The organism is Vibrio sp. QJM3NY_21 (assembly GCF_057785975.1).
The window spans coordinates 158,134-176,794 of the sequence record NZ_CM173513.1 but is presented as its reverse complement, the minus strand read 5'-3'; the positions used below and the strand labels follow the sequence as shown (position 1 = coordinate 176,794).

At 42.3% G+C, this 18,661-nt stretch carries 20 protein-coding genes; 7 read left to right on the top strand and 13 right to left on the bottom strand.

Translation table 11 applies throughout. The features are described from left to right. Positions 1-6: 6 nt before the first annotated feature. The 6 genes from AC3CID_RS00800 to AC3CID_RS00775 all read right to left on the bottom strand — a co-directional run bounded on the left by AC3CID_RS00800 (position 7) and on the right by AC3CID_RS00775 (position 5,844). The gene (locus AC3CID_RS00800; protein WP_488526794.1) at positions 7-1,197 is read right to left on the bottom strand and encodes a UDP-N-acetylglucosamine 4,6-dehydratase; all 1,191 of its coding nucleotides are present in this window, start codon (positions 1,195-1,197) and stop codon (positions 7-9) included. 217 nt (positions 1,198-1,414) lie between these two features. Continuing rightward, positions 1,415-1,612, bottom strand: a complete 198-nt coding sequence (locus AC3CID_RS00795; RefSeq protein WP_488526793.1) for a hypothetical protein — start codon at positions 1,610-1,612, stop codon at positions 1,415-1,417. A 268-nt stretch (positions 1,613-1,880) separates the two neighbouring features. Continuing rightward, entirely contained in the window at positions 1,881-2,801 is a 921-nt protein-coding gene (locus AC3CID_RS00790) for a glycosyltransferase family 2 protein (RefSeq protein ID WP_488526792.1), read from the bottom strand. A gap of 64 nt (positions 2,802-2,865) precedes the next feature. Next, a complete protein-coding gene (locus AC3CID_RS00785) occupies positions 2,866-4,701 on the bottom strand; it encodes a DUF3413 domain-containing protein (RefSeq protein WP_488526791.1) in 1,836 nt (611 codons plus the stop codon). Positions 4,702-4,731: 30 nt separating this feature from the next. After that, positions 4,732-5,448 carry a 3-deoxy-D-manno-octulosonic acid kinase gene (locus AC3CID_RS00780; RefSeq protein WP_488526790.1) on the bottom strand — a complete coding sequence of 239 codons (717 nt, stop codon included), beginning with the start codon at positions 5,446-5,448 and terminating at the stop codon, positions 4,732-4,734. Between the two features lie 9 nt (positions 5,449-5,457). Further along, entirely contained in the window at positions 5,458-5,844 is a 387-nt protein-coding gene (locus tag AC3CID_RS00775) for a diacylglycerol kinase (protein ID WP_488526789.1), read from the bottom strand. Between the two features lie 102 nt (positions 5,845-5,946). On the opposite strand from AC3CID_RS00775, the gene AC3CID_RS00770 reads away from it, so the two are divergent. Genes AC3CID_RS00770 through coaD form a run of 4 tightly spaced genes read left to right on the top strand, consistent with a single transcriptional unit; the run spans position 5,947 to position 9,340 of the window. Beyond that, on the top strand, positions 5,947-7,005 hold the full coding sequence (locus AC3CID_RS00770; RefSeq protein WP_488526788.1) for a glycosyltransferase family 9 protein: 1,059 nt from the start codon (positions 5,947-5,949) through the stop codon (positions 7,003-7,005). After that, positions 6,995-7,810, top strand: coding sequence for a glycosyltransferase family 2 protein (locus tag AC3CID_RS00765; protein WP_488526787.1), 816 nt, complete (start codon positions 6,995-6,997; stop codon positions 7,808-7,810). Before AC3CID_RS00770 ends, AC3CID_RS00765 begins: the two co-directional genes overlap by 11 nt. Before the next feature lie 13 nt (positions 7,811-7,823). Beyond that, entirely contained in the window at positions 7,824-8,861 is a 1,038-nt protein-coding gene (locus AC3CID_RS00760) for a glycosyltransferase family 4 protein (protein WP_488526786.1), read from the top strand. After that, positions 8,858-9,340, top strand: coding sequence for a pantetheine-phosphate adenylyltransferase (coaD, locus tag AC3CID_RS00755; protein ID WP_488526785.1), 483 nt, complete (start codon positions 8,858-8,860; stop codon positions 9,338-9,340). Before AC3CID_RS00760 ends, coaD begins: the two co-directional genes overlap by 4 nt. Before the next feature lie 46 nt (positions 9,341-9,386). Here the strand turns inward: coaD and AC3CID_RS00750 are convergent, their stop codons facing one another. From AC3CID_RS00750 to radC, 6 genes are all read right to left on the bottom strand, one after another. Next, complete coding sequence (locus AC3CID_RS00750; RefSeq protein WP_488526784.1) at positions 9,387-11,372, bottom strand: LTA synthase family protein; 1,986 nt, start codon at positions 11,370-11,372, stop codon at positions 9,387-9,389. 104 nt (positions 11,373-11,476) lie between these two features. Beyond that, positions 11,477-12,286 (bottom strand): bifunctional DNA-formamidopyrimidine glycosylase/DNA-(apurinic or apyrimidinic site) lyase, encoded by an 810-nt coding sequence (gene mutM, locus AC3CID_RS00745; RefSeq protein ID WP_488526783.1) that lies wholly within the window; start codon positions 12,284-12,286, stop codon positions 11,477-11,479. Between the two features lie 2 nt (positions 12,287-12,288). Then, the gene (locus AC3CID_RS00740) at positions 12,289-12,855 is read right to left on the bottom strand and encodes a hypothetical protein (protein ID WP_488526782.1); all 567 of its coding nucleotides are present in this window, start codon (positions 12,853-12,855) and stop codon (positions 12,289-12,291) included. 311 nt (positions 12,856-13,166) lie between these two features. After that, the gene (rpmG, locus tag AC3CID_RS00735; protein ID WP_002535344.1) at positions 13,167-13,334 is read right to left on the bottom strand and encodes a 50S ribosomal protein L33; all 168 of its coding nucleotides are present in this window, start codon (positions 13,332-13,334) and stop codon (positions 13,167-13,169) included. Positions 13,335-13,347: 13 nt separating this feature from the next. Beyond that, on the bottom strand, positions 13,348-13,584 hold the full coding sequence (gene rpmB / locus AC3CID_RS00730; RefSeq protein ID WP_004728407.1) for a 50S ribosomal protein L28: 237 nt from the start codon (positions 13,582-13,584) through the stop codon (positions 13,348-13,350). A 292-nt stretch (positions 13,585-13,876) separates the two neighbouring features. After that, the gene (gene radC / locus AC3CID_RS00725; RefSeq protein WP_026012282.1) at positions 13,877-14,551 is read right to left on the bottom strand and encodes a RadC family protein; all 675 of its coding nucleotides are present in this window, start codon (positions 14,549-14,551) and stop codon (positions 13,877-13,879) included. 223 nt (positions 14,552-14,774) lie between these two features. Between radC and coaBC the strand changes: the two genes are divergently transcribed. From coaBC to lpxL, 3 genes are all read left to right on the top strand, one after another. Continuing rightward, positions 14,775-16,016, top strand: a complete 1,242-nt coding sequence (gene coaBC / locus AC3CID_RS00720) for a bifunctional phosphopantothenoylcysteine decarboxylase/phosphopantothenate--cysteine ligase CoaBC (protein ID WP_171312308.1) — start codon at positions 14,775-14,777, stop codon at positions 16,014-16,016. A gap of 139 nt (positions 16,017-16,155) precedes the next feature. Next, positions 16,156-16,746, top strand: a complete 591-nt coding sequence (slmA, locus tag AC3CID_RS00715; RefSeq protein ID WP_016768952.1) for a nucleoid occlusion factor SlmA — start codon at positions 16,156-16,158, stop codon at positions 16,744-16,746. 39 nt (positions 16,747-16,785) lie between these two features. Continuing rightward, entirely contained in the window at positions 16,786-17,766 is a 981-nt protein-coding gene (gene lpxL / locus AC3CID_RS00710) for an LpxL/LpxP family Kdo(2)-lipid IV(A) lauroyl/palmitoleoyl acyltransferase (protein ID WP_488526781.1), read from the top strand. Between the two features lie 129 nt (positions 17,767-17,895). Here the strand turns inward: lpxL and pyrE are convergent, their stop codons facing one another. Continuing rightward, positions 17,896-18,537, bottom strand: coding sequence for an orotate phosphoribosyltransferase (gene pyrE / locus AC3CID_RS00705; RefSeq protein WP_004735727.1), 642 nt, complete (start codon positions 18,535-18,537; stop codon positions 17,896-17,898). Positions 18,538-18,661: the final 124 nt, after the last annotated feature.

Sequence of the window (18,661 nt, the reverse complement as noted above, 5' to 3'; positions counted from 1 at the left end):
TCTCTCCTACATTTTACTGTCTAGATATTTGCCTGTTTCTTTGTGTCCAAAGTCAGGAATCATAGTAAAGAATAGCTCGACGATTTGCTCTTTACTCCACTCTCGATCTGATTTCATTTGACCAATTGTACTTTCAAATAAATTCAGTAACTCTTGCTGATACAAAGGGTCGTTTTTAATAATGCCTAGGTTTGCAAAACGCTCCATATCGAGTGTTTCTTTATCGGTAAAAAACTCTTCAAAGTCTTTCTCACCAGTAGTGTCACTAGACGTAAACAAACAAGGCCACTTGCCTTGTGATGGAAGTGTTTTCGCCAACTCACGGGCTTCATCTTCGCTTTCACAAAGATGAGGTTCGTAACCGCGTTGCTCAAGGTACTTCACAGCAATATCTGCAAATGAGATTAAGTGAAGCGCTTCACTAAGTTTAGGGAAGAAGATGTCTCTGTTTCCACCAAAAATGCACGACATTAAGCATAACTCACCAGACTCTTGAGGCGTGACGAAGTAGCGTTTAATGTCATTTGGCGCCACGATAGGTTGGTTTTTCAATAGACGTTGGTTAAAGCCATGTAATAGAGAACCATCAGAGAATGCCACGTTAGCAAAACGTGCTGTCGAGATAGCCATCTCTTCACTTTTACGCATTAGGAACATCTCCATAATACGCTTTGATGCTCCCATCATATTGACTGGATTTGCCGCTTTATCTGTCGAGACACAGAAGTACTTCTTCACACCTGCATCGACAGACTGTTGAATGGTCTTGTCAGTATTAAACACATTCACATCAATCATTCGCATTAGCGTGTACGGATCTTTTTCACTACGGACATGCTTAAGTGCCGATAAGTTCAACACGTAATCGTATTGGCCATCTGCCTTAATAAACGCATCATACTCAATCGAGCCGATATCGAGAGCAAACGTTTGAAAGTCACCATTGATGTAACCAAAAGAACTACGAATATCTCGAACCACCTCCACCATGTTATTCTCACTGATATCAACAACATGCAATTTCTTTGGATTGCGTTTAAAGATCTCTTTAGTAACCGCTTGACCAATAGAGCCTGCACCACCAAGCACAAGAAAACGGGAATCCGAAACAATACGAGACAGCTCAGCTTCATGCTGACCAATGTCGTGAGTAAACAAAGCATCGGTACGACCGATCAAAGATAAAAGTGAGTTCATACAACCTCTTTAACACTAAACTTTAAAACTAACATTTATTATACCCGAACAATCTGAGGATGCAGGTTCGAATATCTCAAAATTATCATCAATTCGAAACGTCAACGATCCTGTGAGCTTTGGGAGAGTCTAGTCGAGGAATCGGTCGATTACTGCCTCAATCGCGCGTTTGGTCTTGAAGTAGAAACTATATGTCGACTTCTCTTTCATTACCTTCTTAATCATTCGATTGGATTGAGGCTTGGGCCGACGATGTTGGATGAACGGCATTGATAAACACCATCGACGCATTCTCGCCACAGTTTGCTTCTAGAATTTCGTAAATATCTAGAACGCGTGCCGTATAACTAAGGCTAAATACTTCTTCAACATAGGTAGCAACTTGATGAGGATGTGAATAGGTATCCTCTGTCAAATATTCGACATAGTACATAGGTTAAATGGAAGAAAATTTGCTTTAGCTACCTCCATTTTCAGGCTTGAGAAATCATAGTCTAACTCAAACCATAAGAAGTAAGTAACACCGCTTTAATGCTCACACTCTTGATTATCACGAGTGGAATCATGTACCTGTTCACATGCTTCTTTTACTTAGGAGTCAATGTGAATTTCATCAGTTTTATGAATAAGCCTGAAACCATAGAAAACCAAGCACTCTCAATGACCACGAGAATAATAAAAAACTAAAACTTCAACATGCTCTTTAGCATCTTTCCTGACCAACTCATAATAAAAGGAAATAAACTTTTAATCTGATGACCTTTAATATAAGAAATCAAAGAGATTGCATATTTTCTATCTTTTTTTGTTAACTGAACTGGAATATCATGAATATCTCGCAATAAAATCAATAAATCTTCATTCTTAGTAAGATACGAATCTAACTCTACTTTCCAAAGAAACTTCGATATAATAAAACGACGAGTCAGTGTAATAAACATTTTCAATGTTAAGTATTGAATTATTTCTTTAGGAACTTCCTTACTATCTAACAACAATCTAATAGCATTAGGGGAATCCTTCATTAACAGCTCCCCATTTGATGTTATAGAGTTAGCTAATGCTCTTCTGTAAGCATAAAATGTAATGTTAATAGTCGACAACCCTTCAGCTCGGCATAACAACCTTGGAACAGTTGCTGTATCTTCAGATACCATACCTACAGGAAATCTTAATCCATCAAACAACTCAGATTTATACAACCTAGCACAAGCCATAATACCATTACTTAATTCCTCAAGAGGGGTTACATTTACTGGTGTGCACTGAGTGACATCAATATCATTGAAATTTACTTCACTTTCAAAACGAAAGTTCCTAAAACTAATAATACTAGGCTTATCATTACAATATACAGAAATTAAAAACTCACAAGTTCTAGGATGTAACGCATCATCACTATCAAGAAATAAAACAAAATCACCAGTCATTATATCAAGCGCACTATTTCTTGCTTCTGACAACCCTTGATTAACTTCTTTTTCAATTAATTTAAAACCGTACTGTTCTTTATACTTCCTTGCAATAGACAAGCTCCCATCAGGAGATTTATCTTCAACCAGTATCACCTCAATATTATCATAAGTTTGATTAACAATTGACATTAAACAGTCATCTAAGAAGCTCTCAACATTATATATTGGTACAATTATAGTTATAACATTCATTTTATTTATTAAACCTGCTAATTTGTTCTAAAGCTTCTTGAAGGTAAGTGAAATTTGGCTTTTCTCCCTTAATTTGACGATTTGTTTTGTCCATAAATTGATATTGACCACCAGCGCCGACTTCTAAGATGTTGTCATCTGAGATCACAGCATACCCACTATAATTCGATGAGATGATCCAATCTCTATCAACGTGCTCACCCAGCAGATCCTCTCCTACTGAGTAATCTTTGACGTCATTGGTTACACCGAGGTAATGCTTCATAACTGTTGGCACAACATCTTGGTGACTAGTCAGGCTTTGTGAAGACCACTTCGTGTCTAGTTTATTAATGCCCGGGCCAAATATCGCAAAAGGCACTTTCACTTGAGCATCGGTAAAGTTGCTATTGTGCCCCCAGAAATTCATCTTGTTATCATTCATTTCTTGGCCATGGTCACCTGTGATAATTACAAGCGTATTCTCAAGGTCGCCCGTTTCTTTAAGCTTGTTCAGCACTTGTTCTGCCACAGAGTCTACGTAGCGCACACTTGTCTTATAACGATTAAAGAATGGTTGGGGATCGGTCTCATTATTGAGCTTCAAGTAGTTAACCACTTGTAACATTGGTTCATAACGAGGTTCGAAGCCTTTAGGGAAGTCATAACCATGCGGTGCATCATAGAACAGGAATGAAAATGCAGGCTTCGAATGATCACGATTTTCATACCAATTTAGCCAATCTTTCGTCAAATTAGCATCAAGTGCCGAAGGACGGTTACCTTTCGAACCAATACGAAGATTTTCAACATTGGTGAATACTGTTTGGTTAAACTCAGGCTTTCTTAGCTGTGCAGCAGTAAAGATACCTAAATCGTAATCGAGTTCTTGTAGGCGATCGATGAAAACAGGGCTTTGTTGATTCGCTAAAAAGCCATGCCAGTATGTACCAGGAATACCGTAAAACAGACCAAAAATACCGGTGCGAGTCGCATTACCTGCAGCCATATGGTTTTCAAAGATTAAACCGTCTTGAGCGAACTCCCACATAGCGGGTGTATTGTCAGCATTAAATGTGTCATATCTCCAAGAATCGACAACAAGGAACATAATGTTGACTGGTTTTTCAACACTCTCTATTTTCAAAGGAGATAGCGGATAGTTAAGGTCGCTCTTACGATTTAACGTCAGTGACTTTTGGCGAGTAATCGCTTCTTCATCTATCCAACCATACTTTTTCATCATGCTGTTTGACGTCGCTGGATAGAACAGAGGTAAGTAGCGCTTCACCATTGTCACGGGCTGATACGCATGCGCAGCTGCCCAAATGTGAATACCATGAGTTGCTAATAGTGTTAGGAAAGTAATACAAGCAAACTTACGACCTAGCTTGTACGAACGTACTGGTGCATCGTTTTCCAACCAACGGATCAAAGCCCACTGAAGTCCAAGCAGTAAAGCGATACCACCAATAACCATAACCCAAGTGATCAATGGGAAGCTGACAATTTGCCCGGAGAGTACCAGTTCAAGAACAACTGCATTGATATGGAAACGGTACTGTGCAAAAACAATTGTATCGATGAAAAGTGTTGTGACGCCAATTGAAGCGGTGATTGCTTGCACTAGGTTTCTTGAATTCTTCGGTAGAAACAAACTAGGTAACGCGACTAAACCGATTAATGCCGCAATCAGCGTCATCTGTCCAAAAACAGACACAATAATAAAAACGACTGCTAGTGGCTCAGATGGAAACTCAGGCAAAAAAGAGAAATAACGACATGCAATCAACATGGCAACGAGAGCATTCACCAGAATAAACCACCCGTGCGCATGTAGCCTCTGTTTCAAAGACATATTTACTATCCTAACTAATTTTATAGATGACTATTTAGCAAAATAATCATTGTACCCAGCAAGAAGAGTATCGAACTCCTCTTCTTGCCAATGAATTTGACGTTTGTTCAATTCTTTGAAGAAAGATCGCCTCAGACGTTCGAGATTGGATTGCTTCCAAGAACTTCCTTTACCATAACCACACTTATCGAAATCGATAATCCAAACTCGATCACGCTGGTCGATAAGAATATTATGAATATTTAAATCGGTATGATTAACACCCACACTATGCATCTTCGCTATTTGGTGTCCAATTTCTCGATACAGGCCTGCCGAGACTGGGGTTGTTGTCAGGATATCCACAAGGTCTGTGGCATCAGCAACTTTTTCACTTAACAAGTCCGCTGTATATGTGGTTCCACTTTTGACCGCTCTTGCCGCTATAGGTTTCGGAATATTCACGCCAGCCGCAATCAACTCATTAAGCAGCATCATTTCCATGAAGCTACGAGTATTTTCCCAACCATTAAACCAGTAACTGTCATGAACAACTTTTCCAAATAATCCACCGCGTCGATAGTGTCTGAGAGCGGCAGGAAGGTTGCCTGTATCAACAAACCATGTAGTGCCGCGGCCTGTTGCACTGCCCATCACTCGCTTTCGATCTTGCCAGTATCTAATATCAAATACCTGCTCCGGAGGATGTGCTAATAGTTGGTCGTCAAACCAAATCATAGAGTTATTTGTTCGGATAGTTTTGATCATTAGTCATTGTTACCAATAGTTATTGAACAAAATGAAAGCCCAAGTAAAACCCGCGAATAGTAGCGCAACTAACACAGCAGCTGAACCGATATCTTTTGCCCTACCACTTAACTCATGATGTTCAACGCCAACCCGATCGACAACCGCCTCTATCGCGGAGTTGATCAACTCTACAATCAAAACCAATACCACAACACCCAACAACAAAATGGTTTCTATCACGCTGAAATTCAAACAAACCAACGCAACAATCGCGACACACAACAGAACCAACTCTTGCCTAATTGCTGCTTCATATCTAAAGGCAGCTTTCAAGCCCTTGATAGAGTAGCCCGTGGCTTTAATGATCCTTTTAAGACCAGTATTTCCTGGTTTTCCTTGGTTTTCTGCTGTCATATGTGAGCCATCTGCTATTTGGTAAGTGTAAAACGAGCACTATTTTACATTTATCGGCGCTGTCTGCATAATCTTAGACAATTAAATTTATGAGCGTTTTTTATGCCCCTTTTTACTCAACCACCTGAATCTGTTTGTTTTTTGCGTTTGTCAGCGATTGGTGACGTTTGCCATGCGGTAGCAGTTATACAAGCTTTGCAAAAACAATGGCCTACAACGAAGGTCACCTGGATTATCGGAAAGATTGAAGCTCAATTGCTAGAAGGGCTAGAAGGCGTCGAACTGGTCATATTTGATAAAAAGGCTGGGCTATCCGGAATGCAATCCGTATGGAAGCAACTATCTGGTCGAAAATTTGATGTTTTAGTTCATATGCAACTCGCCCTAAGAGCTAGCTTACTCACTCTAGGAATCAAAGCAACGTATAAGGTCGGCTTTAATTTTAAACGGGCAAAGGAAGCTCAGTGGCTATTTACCAATAAGAAGCTCGAGGATGTTGAATCTCAACATGTTCTCGACAGTTTTTATTCTTTTGTTAACTATCTTGGTGTGCCTCGTTCTATACCTGAATGGAATTTACCTATCAGTGTTGAAGATACTCAATTTGCTAAAGAGTCACTAGGGCAAGGCCCCACTGTCGTCATTAGTCCAGCAGCAAGTAAAGATGAACGTAACTGGTTACCTGAACGCTATGCAGAATTTGCCGACTACGCTGTATCTCAAGGTTATCAAGTGGCAATTTGTGGCTCTCCTGCTGAACGGGAAGTCACTCTAGCGAAGGTGATCACAGAAAAGATGACTCAACCAGCTCTAAACCTTGTAGGAAAAACCTCATTAAAACAACTGACAGCTATTCTAAAAGAAGCCGCTGTTGTTATTGCTCCTGATTCAGGCCCTGCACATTTGGCCACCACCCAAGGTACACCTGTGATTGGACTGTATGGGCATAGTAACCCTCTAAGAACTGGCCCATATAACAACTTATCCTCTGTCGTGAGTGTGTATGAAAAACACGTACAACTACAGCATAAAAAACTAGCCTCTGAATTACCATGGAGTACTCGAGTCAAAGGTGAACATGTTATGGCTGAAATCTCACTTGATGCTGTGGTGCAATCATTCACTATCATTACACAAGGTAAACCGCTTAATGCAAACTAATTCAAAGCCGACCCTCGCTGTCGCACTCATTGTAAAAAATGAGTCTCAAAACCTTGATGCCTGCTTACGAACTGTCGCGGATTGGGTAGATGAGATTGTTGTACTCGACTCAGGAAGTACTGATGATACAGAAGCGGTTGCACGCCAATATACTGAGAAGTTTCATATCAATACCGATTGGCCTGGTTTTGGACCACAGCGTCGCATCGCACAAGAATTCGTAGAATCAGATTTTGTGCTTTGGCTTGATGCTGATGAGCGAGTGACCGATGAATTAAAGGTCAGCATCCAAGAAGCCGTTACGAAAAATGAAGCTCGGACACTTTACAGTATTTGCCGATTGAGCTGGGTATTCGGTCGTTATATTCGCCATTGTGGTTGGTATCCTGATCGCGTTGTACGTTTATACCCGACAAACCTAACTCAATATAATACTGCTCAAGTCCATGAAAAAGTATCTGTTGGTACATCAATGGTGGTAAAAAATCTTTCTGGTGACGCGATTCACTATACCTATAACGACCTTGAGCATTACCTCAAAAAGTCCAATTCTTATGCTTTGGCTTGGAGTGCTGATAAAGCTAAACAAGGTAAAAAAGGTCGTTTTTCTAGCATCATTACTCATGCTTTATCTTGCTTCATTAAGATGTACATTCTAAAAGCGGGATTCTTAGATGGTAAGCAAGGGCTATTACTATCGATGCTCTCGACACACTACACTATTGTGAAGTATTCCGACCTGTGGATCAGAACATCAACAAAAAAACACAACCAGCATAATTACCAAAATCAAGATACGAAGTAAGCGAGAAATAAAAATGAACATTTGCCATGTCAATCTTGCTACTGGATTTAGCGGTGGAGAACGACAAACGTTAGTCTTAATTAAAGAACAAATTAAGCTCGGCTATACTCTGACTGTTGTTGCTAACCCTAACAGCCCTTTTTTTGTAGAAGTTGAAAGACTCAACTGTCGCGTATTCCCTTCTAAGCACTTTTTGTTAGGGCATCGTTCTATAATTACTAAAGATTGTACCCTAATGCATGTACATGAAGGTCGAGCAATTTACTGGGCCTACATACAAAAAAAACTCTTCAAAAAGCCTTACATTATCACCCGTCGCATTGACAACCCTTTGAAAAAAAAGGCCCTATCTCTACGAGCTTATGAAGCAGCGTCTGCTATTACAGGTGTCAGTAACAAAGTCGTAGAAGTGGTCAAGCAAAGGCACCCCAAGGCTCACGCTGTCTTCATACCGGACTCTCCAGCAAGATATACATCAAATCCAATCGAAGTTAAAAAAATACGTGAACAATTTAAAGGCAAGTTTCTTGTCATAAAAGCGGCAAAAATGTACAAACATAAAGGCTTCGACATAGCGATTGAAGCTGCAAAATTACTGAATGAAATAAACGATGATATACAGCTCGCTCTGCTTGGTGATGGCCCTGAATTCGAAGCACTTAAAGCACAAGCAGCTGGTGCATCGAATGTTTATTTCATGGGGAACCAGAAAGAGGTCGGTAACTGGTTTGAAGCTGCCGATTTACTGATTCATACATCTCACACCGAGGGGATGGGCTCTGTCATTTTGGAAGCTATGGCAGCAGGGTTACCCGTCGTGGGTTCAAAAGCAGGAGGAATCCCTGATGTTATTACACATGATGAATCTGGATTGTTGTTTGAAATAGCAGATGCCAAAGAATTAAGCGCACACATTCAATCTATCTACCACTCGAAAGAGCTGCGAGATAGGCTCATCGATGGTGCGGCTCAGCATCTAAGTAAATTTGAGATCGAAACCACGGCTCAAACTTATCAATCACTCTACCAACAGTTTGAGAAACAATTATGAACAAGAAAGTTCTTTACCCTGGTACTTTTGATCCACTCACCAATGGACACCTTGATCTAATAGAACGAGCAGCTGAAATGTTCGATGAGGTGATCATTGCCGTAGCTGCTAGCCCGAGTAAAAACACCATGTTCACATTAGAAGAACGTGTAGAGTTTTGTATCGAAGTCACTAAGCACCTAGGTAACGTTACAGCACAAGGGTTCAACGGACTCATGGTCGATTTCGCCAAAGAAGTAGAAGCAAATATATTAATTAGAGGTTTGCGTACTACAGTCGACTTTGAATACGAATTTGGACTAACCAACATGTATCGTAGGTTAATGCCAGGTTTGGAAAGTGTGTTCTTAACACCTGCTGAAGAGTATGCCTTTATCTCGTCTACTATAGTCAGAGAGGTCGCTATTCATGGTGGGGATGTTACTCAATTCGTTCCAACAGTTATTGCAAAAGCACTTCACACTAAGAAACACGCCTAAGTACAATCAGCCCTCCACTATGGAAGGGCTGATGTTTTTCTACAACCTAAGGAGCTGACGTAATTTGATAGCGCAAATAATAATTTTGTAACTTACGATAATCTTTAGCCCAATTAGAGTCGGGGTTTTCCGTCGACTTTTTGTGATTTAGCAACTTATTGTCATCTCGCCAAGGATACAATTGTTCCGCATTAGAATTAGCGAAAGCCCCTTTTTGAGTAATTGTTCGAGAGCTGTTGTAACCAATATTACTCACACCATCTTGAGATAGCATGTTTTCACCGCCTAGAGAGACATAATCTTGGCTAGACAAACTGAAATGATACAAGGTTGGATAGACATCTCGATGTGAACCAATCCGATATTGATCATACACATAGTCTGTATTGTCTAAAATTTCAGCTGGGACATACATATAGAATGGTACGCCAAACGTAAGACCGAACTCTTCCTTAGTATTCGTCGCTAAATAACGTACACGATGATCACCTGAAGCAGCTATCAAGGTTTGCTTACTTAACGGTGATGCCTTAACACCAGTAATAAATTGCCCCAAAGAGTCGTTCGCATATTGGTAAACCTGAAGTAGATCTTTCGCTTCCTCTTCCATTGGGCCGAGTAATTGTTTTAGTCGATAGCTTTCTTGTACAGGCTTAACTTGATAGTCTGAAGGTGATCTAAATGGGGAGTGATTGGTCACCGTCATGATATATATCATCTGCGGCTTGTCCGCTTCATCAAGCAATTTACGAGCAAACTTAAAGATAAATTCATCTGGAACCCCCCAGGTATCCGTTTCCTCTTTAGCTTCTGGGAATGCTTTGATGATGCTATTTTCGTCATAAACAGCATCAAAACCTTGACGTGGTAGATAATTTGCCAAATTACGCCACATACTGTTACCACCATATATAAACACGACATCATAGCCCGCCTGTTTATACGGCAAGACAGCAGAACTTGGCAACTCAACGCGTTGTGCATTTGAGTGGCTGATTGTCGGTATAGCACTATGGAACAGCATCATAACAATGCTGTCTATCGTCGCAGATGTACCCGCCATGAAACGCTCAAAGACAAAATCTTCATCAAAGTGTTTTCTTAAAGAGCCCAAAAGATCATTGTTTTCTGGGTCATCTTCCACAAGCACATTGCTTCCAAGCCCCTCCATCAATGCCATTACGACGTGAGGTTGATGGGCTTCTAGGTAATCATTTTTAGGCGTCGTATAAATCGGATTAGGCTGCCCCAATACCTTGAGCATTTGCTGCTCTAGTGCTTGCTTAGAAATAGGCTCAAATTTAGATTGTTTTTTATAGTCACTCTTGGCCCAATCAAGCGCCATAAACGCATTCGGGGTAATATTATTTAAAGGTGCGTATTGTGAAACATTTGCATGATAGCGCTTCAAAGGTAACGTCCCGATAGAACCACGAGCTATCATCACTGTGACCCCAATGACCATAACGACTGACACTACAACTTGCCACCATCGACGATCAGCCCACTTTTTTTCATTAAAATAGGTGGTTAATTTACTTGAACCCAAATAGCCTAACAATCCGATGAAGATAGCGGTAAGAAAAGAGCGCAATATCGGATAGTCTGCCCAAGCATTCTCAAGAACGGCCTCAGTATCATCATCAACTAAGCCAAAAACAAAGACATCAATATAAGTCCCATAAGTGACATAGTAGTAATAGTTGGCAATAGACATTGCTGAAAGTAGAAAAAATATCAATGCGCTGTAGTTAGGTATAAACCGGATGAATTTTTGATATAGATAAGAAAAACTAGAAAGGATAAGTCCAACAAGTAACAGTGGTGCAAAACCTATTGCAACAACTTTAGCATCAAAACGAAAACCAACCCAAAAGGCACGCCAGACATCCGCCTCAATACCTATCAGTTCTGAAGAGTCGACGATCTGAAAGTAGAACATTGCACGAGAAAGCGATAAGAGTGCAATGCCAGTAAAAAAAAGCACTATGAGGGTGCGAGTTAACTTACGATAGTTTTGGTCAAAATCCATATGATATGCTTGTGGATAAAGTGGTTTGAAATATAACGGATCATGCTACCACAGCCGAGTTCTACACTCGGCTCATTAATCAAAAAGTGACCTTTCCAAAACAGCTAGATTTGACAGTGTTCACAAAAGAACGTATTCCGCTGCCCTATTTTTAACTCTTGGATTAGAGCTTTACAGGTAGGGCACTTTTCACCGGCTTTCCCATAAACTTGCAGTTCTTGAGCGAAATACCCCGGCTTGCCATCTGCTTGCGCGAAATCTTTTAAAGTGGTGCCACCTTGTTTGATAGCAGTCGCAAGCACCTCTTTAATCTCTTGAGTTAACAAGACCCACTCGGCTTGAGTTATCTTATTAGCAGGGCGAAGTGGATGAATTCGTGAAGAAAACAGCGCTTCATTGGCGTAGATGTTTCCCACACCGACCACTACTTTGTTGTCCATAATGAACTGTTTGACGGCCACTTTACGCTTTTCTGCTTTCTCAGCAATGTAATCAGCGTTGAAGTCATCGGTTAGTGGCTCAGGGCCAGATCCCAGTAATACAGTATGTATCTCATCAGGCGCCGACCAGAGCCACGCACCAAAGCGGCGCGGATCGTTGTAACGCAATATCTTGCCATTGGTTAACTTAAGATCCACGTGATCGTGTTTTGCTGGCGGAAAATCGGCATCTAAAACACGCAGTGAACCAGACATACCAAGGTGAACAATGGCTGTGCCCATATCGGTTTCAATCAATAGGTACTTTGCGCGACGCGAGATTGATCGAATCAACTGCCCTTCTAATTTCTTAAGTTCTTGAGGGATATCCCAGCGCAGCTTAGGCGTGCGAAAAGTCAGGGATTTAATCTTCTCACCGACTAAATGAGGCGAGATCCCCATACGGCTTACTTCAACTTCGGGTAATTCAGGCATAGTTAGTCGTCCGATTTAGGTGGTTTGTCTGATATAGATAGCTTGTCTGACTTAAATGACTGGTCTGAGCCAAAGCTTGGAAACAAGTAGCTCTCTTCAATAGACACCGCCAACCACTGATCATTCCAGTTTTTTAGCAGCCAGAACTGAGGTAGTTGATAATAGGTAATGCGTTGTGGTTCTTCTTGATCTTGATACCACACCTCGATGGTGTGCGGGGTATTCAGTTGTGGTGAGAGGTCGGTATAGGTTTGAGAATCGACTTCGGTGCCCACAAGCTCTTTCCATCGCTGCGACAACTCTCGCGCACTGGTAGTCTGAGGAAGTGCTGTATCTTTAAATTGATAAACCCAATGATCGTCTTCTAGCACAACTGACCAATTAGCAAAGTGCAAAGCTTGAAGCTCAGCGGCTGGATTTAAAAGAGAAGGATAAGGGCTGCTGACCGTAACTTCAGGTTCGGGCTCGATCAAATAAGCCTTGATCAATGTTGGAAGGTTTAACACCCCAATAAAAGCAATCACACTGAACATGAGTATGTTGTTCCATCGGCGTCCACGATATCTCATCTGATTCTGCTCATCTAACCTATTGAGTGTTCAGTATATCGTGAAAAAGGCGATACTTGCTATGTTGCGCTGTTTTCTATCACATAAGCCCATCGGCAAGTGTAACGTCTGTGCGGTAGGTGCCAAATTGAGCCAATGAAACTTACGCCTCTCAAAAACACTTAGTCTTCTCGAAAAAGCTTAAGCTTCTCAAAAAACCTCAGGTTTCTCAAAATACTGGGGCTTCCTAAATTTTGGGCATAAAAAAACCCAGCTATAAGCTGGGTTTTTAATTTATTCTTCTATAAAAGAAGAGACAAAGGGGCTATCAATTACTTGATTTTAGCTTCTTTGTACATAACGTGCTGGCGAACTACTGGATCAAACTTTTTGATCTCAAATTTGCCTGGCATGTTACGCTTGTTCTTGTCAGTTGTGTAGAAGTGACCAGTTCCAGCAGAAGATACTAGACGGATTTTCTCACGAATGCCTTTAGCCATTGCTTAATTCCTCTTAAACGTTTTCGCCACGTGCACGGATATCAACAAGAACAGCATCGATGCCTTTCTTATCAATAATACGCATGCCTTTAGCAGTTAGACGTAGTTTAACAAAACGTTTTTCGCTCTCTACCCAGAAACGGTGAGTTTGTAGGTTCGGCAGAAAACGACGCTTGGTAGCATTGCGTGCGTGTGAACGGTTATTACCCGTTACTGGACGCTTACCAGTTACTTGACATACTCGGGACATGAATGTCTCTCCAAATCGTTTCAGCTCGATATCAACCTTGGTGGCCGAACCTCTCTATCAATTCTGAAAATAGAGGTAAAAACCATAATGGAAAATCCATTCAAGGCTATCAAAGGTCGCGTATTATACTAACTTGACATGCATTGCTCAAGACCCGAACAGATCCTTTTTAAGGATTTCGTGATCTTTTTTTGAACAGGGCAGCTATTTGAGTAATCAGAGCTGATTTAAGGTTCTAAAATGTGGGCGGAATGATAGCAGATTTAACGCAACTAACAACCTAAAATGTGATTCAAATCCATCCGCGCTCTGCAAAAGAGATAACTTCGCCATCTCCAACCACAAAATGGTCGAGAATTCGGATGTCCACCAGCGCCAATGCGTCGGTTAATCTGCGTGTAATTCGCCTATCTGCTTGGCTTGGCTCCGCAACACCAGAAGGATGGTTGTGCGCTAGGATTAATGCCGCTGCATTATGATGAAGTGCCCGTTTCACTACTTCTCTAGGGTAAACTGATGCTGCATCGATGGTTCCTTCAAACATCACTTCATCCTTTATTACTCTGTTTTGGTTATCTAAGAACAAGATATAGAAGGCTTCTCGCTGACGATCACGCAATATACTCGAAAGATACAACTTGGTATGGCTTGGGCTAGTGAGTGCATCACCTCGAGATAAAGTTTCGGCCAAATAACGTTGCGTCATCTCTAAAACGGCCTGCAACTGGACATATTTCGCCTGCCCCATCCCTTTATGAGCACAAAACTCTGTCTCGGTTGCAGAAAAAAGTTGGCGCAGCGAACCAAAATCTTTGATCAACTTGTCAGAAAGCTCTAAAACATTCATTCCTTGTGTACCCGTTCGAAGAAATATCGCTAACAACTCCGCATCACTTAGAGAATCTGGCCCTCGACTCAGTAACTTTTCTCTTGGCATCGACTCAACCGGCATCTTACTTATAGGCATATAAAGGCTATTTAGGGTGATGAATACGATCCATCACCCTAATCCGTTTGTCTACGGAGAGCTTCCACAGCGTTATAAAGAAGACTAATGCCTAGCAAAACCGTGTAATTGATAGGTTTGATAACACCAACTTGATGAGCATCAAGTCTGTTCGAATTCTGCTTCTAGGCACTAATCCTTTGTTCTGATATCGTAAGTCCCAGAGAAATTAAGGAACAGAATCATGCAAACATTGGTTAATCAACTGAGCAGCGCTGACCAACAAGGCCTAGCAGGGAAAAAAATCCTCCTTGGCATTAGTGGTGGTATCGCTGCGTATAAATGTGCCGAACTGACTCGACGCTTAATTGAACGTGGTGCGCAGGTACAAGTCGTCATGACGAATGCAGCCAAGGAGTTCATCACTCCTCTCACCATGCAAGCCGTCTCTGGAAGGCCAGTGTCTGATAGTTTGCTTGATCCTGCTGCTGAAGCTTCCATGGGGCACATCGAACTGGCGAAATGGGCTGACCTAGTCTTATTAGCACCCGCAACCGCTGATCTTATTGCACGCATGACCGCAGGCATGGGTAACGACCTACTGACCACTTTGGTTTTAGCAACCGATGCGCCAGTTGCGGTATCTCCGGCAATGAACCAACAGATGTACAGCCACCCTGCAACTCAAGAAAACATCGCGACGCTAAAACGTCGTGGCTGTGAAATCTGGGGCCCTGCTGCAGGCGAACAAGCGTGTGGCGATGTCGGCATGGGGCGCATGCTAGAGCCAATGCAGCTAGTGCACCGTTGCGAAGACTTCTTCCAACCTAAGCCTCTTGCTGGCCGTTCTGTGTTGATTACTGCAGGTCCAACTCGCGAAGCTATCGATCCTGTGCGTTACATTACTAACCACAGTTCGGGCAAGATGGGCTATGCACTGGCTGAAGCGGCCGCTAAACAAGGTGCAACAGTGACTCTAATCAGTGGCCCTGTTTCACTTGCGACGCCAAACAAGGTTAATCGCATTGATGTCGACAGCGCACAACAGATGTTTGATGCTGTGAGTACCAATGCAGCTCAACACGATATATTCATTAGCTGCGCTGCAGTAGCCGACTATCGTCCACAGTCCATTGCAGACCAAAAGCTTAAAAAGGTCGATGGTAAAGACGACATGACCATTCAAATGGTTAAGAACCCAGACATTGTCGCTTCTGTTGCCTCAATGACAGAAGGCCGTCCATTTACTGTCGGCTTCGCTGCAGAAACTCAAGACGTTGAGAAGTACGCGCGCGGCAAACTGGAAAGAAAGAACCTCGATATGATTTGTGCTAACGATGTCTCTGTCGAAGGCCAAGGCTTCAATAGCAGCAGTAATGAATTGCACCTTTATTGGAAAGACGGTGATAAATCTCTGCCACTGGATAGTAAAGACACACTTGGTTTCCAGATCCTCGATCAGATCCAACAGCTTATTGGTGCATAAACGCACAAATTTGCTCTGACAATCTGCTGACACCTCTCGATTCTGTTGACCTAGGGCTCACAAAACTAGGAAACAGAATTGAATGGTGTTTATAATCCTGCTTCACTCAATCCTCATCTTTAGGAAAGGAAGTAAATAGATGGCTGGTACTCGAAAATCAAACCGTCGTGAAGAAATCCTACAAGCTCTCGCACAAATGTTGGAATCGACCGAAGGTGCTTCTCGTATCACAACGGTAAAGTTGGCCAAGCAAGTCGGCGTATCTGAAGCTGCGCTCTACCGCCACTTCCCAAGCAAAGCTCGCATGTTTGAAGGCCTAATAGAGTTCATTGAAGAAGCGTTGATGTCTCGAATCAACCGTATTCTCGATGAAGAAAAAGACACTCTTGAGCGTATCCGCCTCGTGATGCAACTTATCTTAGTCTTTTCTGAGCGCAACCCTGGTTTGACTCGTATTTTGTCGGGCCATGCCCTAATGTTTGAGAATGAGCGCCTGCGTGAACGCATCAATCAGCTTTTTGAGCGTATTGAGACTCAACTTCGCCAGATCTTACGTGAAAGGAAGCTTCGTGAAGGGAAATCGTTCCCTGTTGATGAGAAGATCTTAGCGGCTCAACTGCTCGGTCAGGTTGAAGGCAGTCTGAATCGATTTGTACGTTCTGACTTCAAATATCAACCAACCGAAAATTTTGATGCTTACTGGGCTCTGTTAAGCGCTCAGATTAAGTAGCAATCAAATTAAGTAGCAATCAAATCTTAAGTGATGGTTATGACGACGAAAACTTCTCCGACAAACAGCACTGCACAACACGTTATTACTAAGCCACCTTTTACTCTGGCACTGCTCCACCCTAAATATTGGGGAGTGTGGTTCGGTTTTGGGTTATTGGCGCTTATCGTTAATGTTCTCCCTTACCGTATATTATTACTGCTAGGTCGTTCATTGGGGTCTCTTGGGGCTCGTTATGGTAAAAAGCGCGTAGCGGTCGCAACACGTAACTTGGAACTCGCCTTCCCAGATAAGCCAGCAGACGAAGTCGCTGCCATGGTCAGTGAGAATTTTAAGAATACTGGTATGGCGCTGATCGAAACCGGCATTACTTGGTTTTGGCCGACGTGGCGCTTCAAAATAATCCTAGTAGATAAAGACACCCAAACACTACGAACTCACAAAGCCAACGGTAAAGGTGTTTTGTTGTGCTGTGTGCATGCCTTGAACCTAGAGATCACTGCGCGAGCAATGGCCGTTCTTGGTATTTCTGGTTTAGGTGTTTATCGCCCGCACAACAACCCAGCTTACGAATTCATTCAATACCGTGGTCGTACTCAGAACGGCAACCGCCTTATCCATCGTAAAGACGTTAAGCGTATGATTCGAATCCTGCGTCAGGGTGAGATCCTTTTCTATCTGCCGGATCATGACTACGGCCGTAACAAGTCTGTGTTTGTGCCTTTCTTCGCAGTAGAAGATGCATGTACCACAACAGGCACCAGTATTCTGGCTTACACTAGCCGATGCGCTCTTGTTCCGGGTTCAGGGTTTAGAAATGCCGATGGTAAGTATGAAATCATGGCGGATGAGTCAATAGAAGATGACTATCCACGCAAAGATGAAAAAGCCGCAGCCGCTTATCTAAACCGCTATCTTGAGAAAATTATCTTACGAGCACCAGAACAATGGATGTGGCTACACAAGCGCTTCAAAACCATGGAAGACCCAGAAATGGAACGCGGCATTCGTTATAAATAGATAAGAAAGCAGCTCATCTCAATAGAAAAGTAAAAGGCCCGAAAGAGTTATCTCTCTCGGGCCTTTTTGCTTTTTCGATTCTTAACCTAGAGCGCTAAACCATCAGGTTCAACTTCTTCAGCTTACGAATTAGATACCGTATTGAGCGCGGTACGCTTTTACAGATTCAAGATGTGCTGCGTCGGTGCCTTTCTCTTCAAGGAAGGTCACCAAATCAGTCAGGCTAACGATTGAGATAATCGCACAACCGAAGTCACGCTCTACTTCTTGAATCGCAGACAATTCGCCTTTGCCTTTCTCTTGACGGTCAATCGCAACAAGCACGCCCGCTAAGTCAGCGCCGTTTGCTTGGATGATTTCCATCGACTCACGAATCGCTGTACCTGCAGTGATCACGTCATCCACTAGCATGATACGACCTTCAAGTTCGCTACCCACTAGGTTGCCACCTTCACCGTGGTTCTTCGCTTCTTTACGGTTGAAGCAGTAAGGCGTGTCCACATCGTGGTGATCAGCAAGTGCAACCGCTGTTGTCGTTGCAATTGGGATACCTTTGTACGCAGGGCCAAATAGTACGTCGAACTCAATGCCTGAATCTGCCAATGCTGCTGCGTAGAAGCGACCTAAGCGTGCTAGGTCACGACCTGTATTAAACAATCCAGCATTGAAGAAGTAAGGGCTCTTACGGCCAGACTTTAAAGTAAACTCACCAAACTTAAGTACTTCTTTCTCTAGTGCAAATTCAATAAATTCACGTTGATATGCTTTCATGTTTTTCCTCTACGTTTATTCAATAAAACTTAATTAACTTAAACTCATCTCAGTATCTTCTAAGTAGTCGTGCTTTCCGCTAGGCAACAAGCTCGCGAACCCCGTGAGCTTACGAGTAGTAAGT